Source organism: uncultured Methanobrevibacter sp. (genome assembly GCF_905235195.1).
Classification (GTDB): Archaea; Methanobacteriota; Methanobacteria; order Methanobacteriales; family Methanobacteriaceae; genus Methanarmilla.
Map to the genome: position 1 here is coordinate 1 of NZ_CAJOKH010000087.1, position 3289 is coordinate 3289.

Annotated in this window: 4 protein-coding genes and 1 pseudogene; all 5 read right to left on the bottom strand. The window is 32.5% G+C overall.

Annotated features, from left to right (window positions below; all coding sequences use genetic code 11):
- Window positions 1–165: 165 nt before the first annotated feature.
- The gene (locus QZ146_RS08510; protein WP_295723602.1) at window positions 166–744 is read right to left on the bottom strand and encodes a DUF106 domain-containing protein; all 579 of its coding nucleotides are present in this window, start codon (window positions 742–744) and stop codon (window positions 166–168) included.
- Between the two features lie 10 nt (window positions 745–754).
- Window positions 755–1315 (bottom strand): adenylate kinase, encoded by a 561-nt coding sequence (locus QZ146_RS08515; RefSeq protein ID WP_295723605.1) that lies wholly within the window; start codon window positions 1313–1315, stop codon window positions 755–757.
- A 44-nt stretch (window positions 1316–1359) separates the two neighbouring features.
- Complete coding sequence (gene secY / locus QZ146_RS08520) at window positions 1360–2718, bottom strand: preprotein translocase subunit SecY (protein WP_295723608.1); 1359 nt, start codon at window positions 2716–2718, stop codon at window positions 1360–1362.
- Between the two features lie 29 nt (window positions 2719–2747).
- Entirely contained in the window at window positions 2748–3185 is a 438-nt protein-coding gene (locus QZ146_RS08525) for an uL15m family ribosomal protein (RefSeq protein WP_295723612.1), read from the bottom strand.
- A gap of 15 nt (window positions 3186–3200) precedes the next feature.
- A pseudogene (gene rpl30p / locus QZ146_RS08530) lies at window positions 3201–3289 on the bottom strand (50S ribosomal protein L30); the annotation flags it as partial.

A 3289-nucleotide genomic window follows, 5' to 3' on the forward strand; every position in this document is an offset into this window, starting at 1 on the left:
TGAACTCTTTTATATGATCTTGATCTAAACCTATTTGCAGGCATTTAATCACCTATAACTTTAATTAAATAAAATATTTGATAATTGTGTAATAGCGTATTCTTAAAATAGAATACTATAATATCTCTTTTTCATCCTTAATAAATGTATAGTTTAACAACTGATTTAGAACCCTTGTTTGAATCCTAAGAATTTTCTTAAAATTTGGCTCATACCAAAAGTACAAATCATATACCATAATAGCCATCCAATTCCATAAGGGATAGTCGCTTGACCACCGTATAAAAAACTACCAATAAAATGCCAAACTGGTGTTAAAGTAACCCAGTAAACTGTTTTTGGTAAAATTATCACTAAATTGTGAATAGCAGAGGTTCTCATCCAGAAGAATATTAAAATAATTGGTACAAAAGTAACAATCATTGGTTTGAATTGTTCAGTCATCATTTGAGACTGATCCTTCATCATGTCCGCCTGTTTGGCCTGAAGTTCCGCCATTTTTTTACCGTCACCTCTTTTTTGAGCATCTCTAAGTTCTTTATTAAAATCTTGCATGGCCTTTTGTCTTTCATTTAATGCATCTTGATCAACTAAATACTTATTGGCAATAGTTGTGATTAAAGAAACAATAAACGCAATAATCAAAACAGTTAAAGCAGGATTACTAGGATTTGGATCTAATGCAAGAATTGGATTGAAAATCGCATTCAATGCTTCGTTTATGATTCCTATTGGATCCGCCATAATTATACCCCTATAAATTTAATACATCTACTAATTTTGCAACTGAAACATCCAATTGATTATCGTGATTGTTCAAAATTTTAACAGTAGCTCCAGTCAAAGTAGCGTAAGCCATTGAAGTAGCTCTGTTCATTTCTTGATGTAATTGAATTTCATTTGCTTTTTGTAAATCACGTTCACGAGTATCATCATTTAATCTTCTATAAATAATCTCATCAGGGTCAGCTTCAATCAAAATAAAAAGATCAGGTTGTAATTCTTCTAAAACCCATATTGGAAGCCCAGGAAGGAATCCTGCAGGAGTGTTAATAGTACAGTGGGTATCCACTATAATATTATCATTTTCAGATCTTGCCTTGATTTCTTTAGCCGCTTTAGCCTGAATATCTTTTTGTGTTTCAGCCGGTAATTTTCTTAAAGCATCTCTATCTTCTACGAGACCATCTTTAATAGCAATTTCGGTCATTATGTCTCCATAGTTTAAATGTACATAATCAACTTCATCAAGTGCCCTACCAAGTAAAGTTGTACTTCCAGAACCTGGAATACCTGTTAATACTACCAATTTCAATTTAATCCCACCTTTTTTTTAAAAAAGATAAAAAATTAGGAGATTTAATCTCCTAAGAATTTTCTAAGAAGTGGATTTGAGGACATAAGTTGTTCCTCTGCCATTTCTTCATAAAGTTTATGAATAATACCTACAGTAAGTAATACACCAGTACCTCCACCTAAAGCACCGGTTAAATCTGCAAGGAAAGCAATAAGACCTACATATACACCACTTATAATGGTAAGTGCAGGAATATATTTTTTCAAAATTTTATATAATTGACGTTTACTACTTCTGAAACCTGGAATTTGTATACCAGAATTATAAAGTTGTTCTGAAATCTTTTTAGCATTTAATCCACTGATCTCTACCCATAAATATGAGAATAGCATACAACATCCAATAAAGAATACTGCATATACCAAAACATGCATCGGCTCAGTGATAAAAGATGATAACTTAGGTGTTGACAACAACCATGCTATACCATCAACTGCTTTACCTTTTTCAATATGACCTAAAATAGGAACTCCCGCTGATTGGAAAATATTTGCAAAAAGGGTTACGTTTACAAGCAATGCACTGGTTAAAATAACCGGCATGTTACTGGAGTATACAAATTTTAACGGATATTTACCAACAGAACCTCTGATTCTTCCATGCCCTTTTACACTACCATGAGAAATAGGAATTTCCACTCTCATAGATTCACCATACAATACAACTAAAAATACAATAATAGTTGCAATCAATGGTATTAAAATGGCTAAGTCAGGAGTACCTGCAATGATTTGCTGGATGAATTTAGGAATAATACCTGCAAATAATCCATCAGTACCCTGCAGTATACTAAAACTACCAACTACAATAGCTTGACATACACCTGCAGCAATGAATAAACCAATACCACTACCGAATCCCCATTTAGAAACAATTTCATCAAGATAAATAATTACTAAAGCACCAATTACAAGTTGTAAAATTAAAATTCCAGTATATGAACCATCAATAGGTACTAAATTACCAGTTAATACCAAAACAGACGCTTCAAATAAAGTAAACACAATAGATAATACTTTTTGAGTAGCCTGAAAATGAGATTTATCTTTATGAGAAGACAAATCTAAATCCAAAAGATTAGAACCTACTAACAATTGCAATACAATTGAAGCAGTAACAATAGGACCAATTCCCAAAGTAAGAATTGAACCAAAACTTCCCGCCATAACTGCTCTTAACTGAGCAAATTGATCTATAGCTCCAGGAGCTAAACCATATAATGGAATTAAAGTTAAAAAATAATATAATACCAAAACAAGAGCGGTCCATTTAAGTTTTTCATTGAACTCTTCTCTGTGAACAGGAGATTTGACTTCCGGAATAAACTTAAATATTGGCTCTAATACTTCTAGTGATGACATTTTCTTCCCCGATAAATAATTTTAAGAAGCTATAATTCTATAGCTTCTCCCCCTAATTCTTCAATTTTTTCAATTGCACTAGCGGAAAATTGAGGTGCTGAAATTTTAAAAGTTTTAGTAATATTACCTTTTGCTAAAACTTTATTATAACCTAATTCAGTTACATCAATGACAATAGCATCCCCATCTTTAGAGGCTTTTCCGTTTGCAATCAAATTTTCTGCTTGTTCTTCTAAATAAATTAAATTAACTGCATTAATTTTTTTAATCATTTTTTGAGGTCTTTTGAAACCATGTTTACCAAAGTGGTCTGGGTCGTGGATTACAGTCCAGGTCCAGTGCTGTTTACCCATACCTGCTTTACCTTTTCCACCTTTGTTACCTGCACCTCTACGCTTTTTGGTACAGCCTCCACCATTGGATCTAGAACCTCTTTGTTTGTTAATTTTACGTTTTGTTCTAATCATAATATACACCTGAATCTAAAGCATTCTTTTTGCGAGATTATTAATTTCTTCTCCCCTGTAACCTAAAGATCCACCTTCATTTACAGATAAACGAATGTCTTCGT

Bases quoted from the DNA above. Each gene is read 5' to 3' on its own strand.
- QZ146_RS08510 (WP_295723602.1), bottom strand. From the start codon at position 744: ATGGCGGATCCAATAGGAATCATAAACGAAGCATTGAATGCGATTTTC.
- secY (WP_295723608.1), bottom strand. From the start codon at position 2,718: ATGTCATCACTAGAAGTATTAGAGCCAATATTTAAGTTTATTCCGGAA.
- QZ146_RS08525 (WP_295723612.1), bottom strand. From the start codon at position 3,185: ATGATTAGAACAAAACGTAAAATTAACAAACAAAGAGGTTCTAGATCC.